Origin of the sequence: Xanthomarina sp. F2636L, assembly GCF_026410195.1 — a bacterium.
Classification (GTDB): Bacteria; Bacteroidota; Bacteroidia; order Flavobacteriales; family Flavobacteriaceae; genus Xanthomarina.
Genome location: NZ_JAPMLM010000066.1, coordinates 1 through 5,474, shown reverse-complemented (window position 1 = coordinate 5,474; position 5,474 = coordinate 1). Strand labels below are relative to the sequence as shown.

Annotated in this window: 2 protein-coding genes; both read right to left on the bottom strand. The window is 31.3% G+C overall.

Features of this window, described 5'->3' with window-relative positions; translation table 11 throughout:
- Positions 1–3,825 (bottom strand): hybrid sensor histidine kinase/response regulator (locus tag OS191_RS07180; RefSeq protein ID WP_267155039.1); only part of this gene is annotated, 3,825 nt, incomplete at its 3' end.
- A gap of 137 nt (positions 3,826–3,962) precedes the next feature.
- Positions 3,963–5,474, bottom strand: a 1,512-nt coding sequence (locus OS191_RS07175) for a hybrid sensor histidine kinase/response regulator transcription factor (RefSeq protein ID WP_267155038.1), incomplete at its 5' end; no start/stop codon positions are given.

Sequence of the window (5,474 nt, the reverse complement as noted above, 5' to 3'; positions counted from 1 at the left end):
ATACACTTCCTTAAAACATTTATTGAAGTACGAAGGGGAATTGAAACCTACTTGATAGGCAATTTCTGCCATGGTGGCATCGGAAGATTTTAACAATTGAACAGCCAGTTTTAAGCGTTGCGAACGTATAAATTCGCTAGTTGTCATGCCAGTAATGGCCTTTAATTTTCTGTGAAGTTGGGTTCGGCTTATTTGCATGTACTTGCAAAAAGTCTCACTTGTAAATTCTGAATTGCTAATATGTGTATCCAAAACCAATTGAAGTTTCTTTAAAAACTCTGTTTCTGTAGACGTAATGGCTAATTCTGGATTAATGGTTAACGTATTACTAAAGTGTTTTTGAAGTTTTATACGATTTTCAATCAATTTTTCGACTCTAATTTTAAGTTTCTCACTACTAAACGGTTTGGTTACATAAGCATCTGCCCCGGTTTTAAGACCTTCAATTTCATGATGCTCTCCTACTTTAGCCGTTAATAGAATGACTGGAATGTGACTGGTTAACTCGTTTGTTTTAATACCATGACAAAGTTCGATTCCATCTAATTCTGGCATCATAATATCACTGATAATTAAATCTGGAAGGTTTTCCTGTGCTTTTTCAAGTCCTATCTTTCCGTTTTCGGCTTCAAGAATATCATAGTTGTCAGAAAATATAGAGACAATAAAAGCGCGGATATCCGTTTCGTCTTCAACAATTAATAGACTTGATTTGTTGGTGTTGACTTCTGATATCAATTCATCTGTTTCTAATGAAAGGTTTTCAACTTTAAGCCTATCATAAATTTCTTCAGCAGTAAAAGCGTCTTTATTTATAGGAAGTGAAACGTTAAACTGTATTCTGTTTGCATCGATATTATTGGCTATAATAGTACCTTTAGAGAGAGTAACTAAATCGCGCACTAAGGCTAGGCCAACTCCTACGCCATCTGAAAGTTCATTATCTTGATAAAACCGTTGAAATAACTTACTCAAATCTTCTTTTCCAACTAGCTTACTAGAGTTTATAATTGATAATACCAACATGCCATCTAGATTAAGAGCATCAAAAATAATTTCACTGTTTTTTGGTGCATATTTTATAGCATTTGACAATAAATTAGAACTTACCTTTTCAATAACATCTGCATCAAACCAAACGTCTTTTAAATCGAAAATTTGATGTTTAATTGTAATGTTTTTCTGATTGGCTTGATACTGAAAAGCACTAACAAGCTGCTTAAATAAAATAGATAAATCTCCTCTCGAAACTCGAAGTTTTGTTTGTCCAGAATCTATCATAGACAAATCCAACATTTGGTTTACTAAATGAAGTAATCTGTCGGCATTTTGTTTTACTAAACTCAGTTCTTTTTTGTCGGTTTTGGAAAGGTCTGTTTTTGCTAATTGGTTATCTATGGGACCTGAAATAAGTGTTAGTGGCGTTCTAAATTCATGGGAAATATTGGTATAAAGCTTGGTTTTAAATTCGTCTAATACCTTTGCAGCTTTTAATTTATTAAGAGCCAAATTTTGTTTAAGTTTTAAATATGAAAAGGCAACAAGTATTGAAATAAATATCATTCCATAGAAAACATAGGCTATTGTCATCTTATACCAAGGAGAATTGATAGTAAATTTTTTAGAAGCTACTGGCGTATCATCTAAAATATCATAAGCGGCTTTCACATAAAAAGTATAGTCTCCAGATTCTAAATTTGTAAAGTTTATGAAATTGCTTTCTGCTTTATGCCACAAATTATCTGTATCGTTAAGTTTATAAAAATAATTTAGTTTTTTTGGAAAACTATAATCAATGGTCGCAAAATGCAAAGTGAAATAGGATTGTATAGGGCTAACTTCAAAATGTTCCAAATATTTGATATTCTTTTTTTCAATTTGAAATTTTGTATCAGATTTAGTGGATTTAGAATACAAGTTAACATCTGTAATTATAGGTTTTGTATGTATTTCTGGAAATGTAAAATCTGTTGCATGTATAACCTGAACACCACTTTCTGTCCCTAAATATAATTTATCTTTATAAAACAATCTGGAGGTAAAAAGACAGGCGTTAGATACCAAACCATCATAAGTATTAAAATTTATCATTCTATCATTTTTAGTATCGTAAACATAAACGCCATTTCTAATAGTACTTATCCAAAACAAACCTGAAGTGTCAGAGTTTATGGCCATTGTTTTCTTGCCAAAAAACTGCTGGTTAATTTGAAGACTTTCAAAGCTGTCTGTTTCATTTTTATAAATATTTATACCACTATCCATTCCAAACCATAAATCGCCATTTTCGGCTTCAAAAATTTCATAAGCTGTGTTGGAATTAATTGTTTTTTCTACAGGCTGTCCTGCCACATATTGTTTATAAGAAAACAGCTTTTGCTCAGCACTAATTTGTGATACTTGTGGTATTTTATATATCCCATTACCTACAGTTATTATCCATAGATTATCTTCTTTATCGATATGCAGCTGTAAGGCTTTAAGTTTGTCATTATTAAACCTAAAACTTTTTATAAGTTCGCCTTGAAGGTTCAAAAGATGCAATCCTTCCCATGAACTCACCCATAAAAAATCATTTTTATCTTGAACTATGCCATAAATTTTAAATAATTCTTTGTTTTTACTTAAAATTTCATAGATTTTTATTTCTCCTTTAAGATTAATATGATACAAATTATTTGCAATACCTCCGGCCCAAATACCACTTGTTGACTTTAAAACTGAAAAAATCTTAGCTTCAATTAAATTAGTTAAGGATTTTGTGGCTAAAGAATACTTAAAAAGTCCTTGATTTCCTCCTATAATTACATGCTCTTTATCTGCTATTATTCTTCTTGCATGAACTGGTATCACTTCTTTAAACAGTCTTCCTGCAATGCTTTCTTTAAAAAGTCCATTAGCTGTTCCCATCCATAAAATCCCTTGTCTATCTACAAAAAGCGCCTGTAAAACTTCTAAAACATTATCTAAAGCACTTAGAATTTCAAGCTTTTGAAAGGTGTTTTTAAGCACATCATATCGGTAGATATAGTGCTTTCCTAGAAACAGGAAGCTATTATTTCTTCTATTTGAAATGCCATAAATTTTTTCAGGAGTCTCTAATAATACAGGGGTATCTCCAAGTGTGTACGTGTATATAGAATCTTTTATATTTAGTATAAAATTGGATTCTCCTGCATAAAACACCTTTTTTAAATGATCTACTTTAAAAATAGGCTCTAATATTTTTTCAAGGTTGTTATAAATAAAAATAGTATCATTAAATGAAATAATTATTTGCCCTGATTTAATCTCATGTATAAATACTGAAAGAACGACGTCACTCACCTTTTCTGTTATCCCATCTGGTGTTTTCCTATAAAGCCCATTTTCACTTTCAATCCATAAAACATTGTTTGAGGTAATAAACAAATCATATATAATGAGACCATTTAAAATGTCATTTTCATCAATAAAATTATATTTTTCAAATTGCTCTGTATCTTGATCAAACGTAACTAGACCACCTCCTTGCGTTCCTATCCAAAAAATTCCATGACTATCCTGTGCCATACAACGCACCCAATTTGCAGGAAGAGATTTTTTATTTTTTGGATTATATTGATATGTTTTAGTGTGATTATCAAAAACTTTATACAAACCATCTTGAGTACCTATCCATATAAAACCTTCATTATCCTGCATGATTGAAGATACCCACTGACTCTCTAATTCACCATCGACAGGGTTCAAACGAAGGAAATCAATAGCATCAGATTGACCTTGATTTTGTGAAAAAATAACAAAAGGAACAAACCAAAAAAAGAGCAACTTTAGGTGCCTCATAATTTTTAAATTGACAATTAAAAATACTAAAATGTTTTCGAAAAATGAGGCAAAAGCACATAAAAGAGTTTTTAGTATTAAATAGGTCTAAAATTTACTATTAACTTATTTATAATATTAGAATTTATAAGCTCTAACTATGTCTTTAAAATATACTCTGCAGGTGTACAGTTATACACTTCCTTAAAACATTTATTGAAGTACGAAGGGGAATTGAAACCTACTTGATAGGCAATTTCTGCCATGGTGGCATCGGAAGATTTTAACAATTGAACAGCCAGTTTTAAGCGTTGCGAACGTATAAATTCGCTAGTTGTCATGCCAGTAATGGCCTTTAATTTTCTGTGAAGTTGGGTTCGGCTTATTTGCATGTACTTGCAAAAAGTCTCACTTGTAAATTCTGAATTGCTAATATGTGTATCCAAAACCAATTGAAGTTTCTTTAAAAACTCTGTTTCTGTAGACGTAATGGCTAATTCTGGATTAATGGTTAACGTATTACTAAAGTGTTTTTGAAGTTTTATACGATTTTCAATCAATTTTTCGACTCTAATTTTAAGTTTCTCACTACTAAACGGTTTGGTTACATAAGCATCTGCCCCGGTTTTAAGACCTTCAATTTCATGATGCTCTCCTACTTTAGCCGTTAATAGAATGACTGGAATGTGACTGGTTAACTCGTTTGTTTTAATACCATGACAAAGTTCGATTCCATCTAATTCTGGCATCATAATATCACTGATAATTAAATCTGGAAGGTTTTCCTGTGCTTTTTCAAGTCCTATCTTTCCGTTTTCGGCTTCAAGAATATCATAGTTGTCAGAAAATATAGAGACAATAAAAGCGCGGATATCCGTTTCGTCTTCAACAATTAATAGACTTGATTTGTTGGTGTTGACTTCTGATATCAATTCATCTGTTTCTAATGAAAGGTTTTCAACTTTAAGCCTATCATAAATTTCTTCAGCAGTAAAAGCGTCTTTATTTATAGGAAGTGAAACGTTAAACTGTATTCTGTTTGCATCGATATTATTGGCTATAATAGTACCTTTAGAGAGAGTAACTAAATCGCGCACTAAGGCTAGGCCAACTCCTACGCCATCTGAAAGTTCATTATCTTGATAAAACCGTTGAAATAACTTACTCAAATCTTCTTTTCCAACTAGCTTACTAGAGTTTATAATTGATAATACCAACATGCCATCTAGATTAAGAGCATCAAAAATAATTTCACTGTTTTTTGGTGCATATTTTATAGCATTTGACAATAAATTAGAACTTACCTTTTCAATAACATCTGCATCAAACCAAACGTCTTTTAAATCGAAAATTTGATGTTTAATTGTAATGTTTTTCTGATTGGCTTGATACTGAAAAGCACTAACAAGCTGCTTAAATAAAATAGATAAATCTCCTCTCGAAACTCGAAGTTTTGTTTGTCCAGAATCTATCATAGACAAATCCAACATTTGGTTTACTAAATGAAGTAATCTGTCGGCATTTTGTTTTACTAAACTCAGTTCTTTTTTGTCGGTTTTGGAAAGGTCTGTTTTTGCTAATTGGTTATCTATGGGACCTGAAATAAGTGTTAGTGGCGTTCTAAATTCATGGGAAATATTGGTATAAAGCTTGGTTTTAAATTCGTCTAA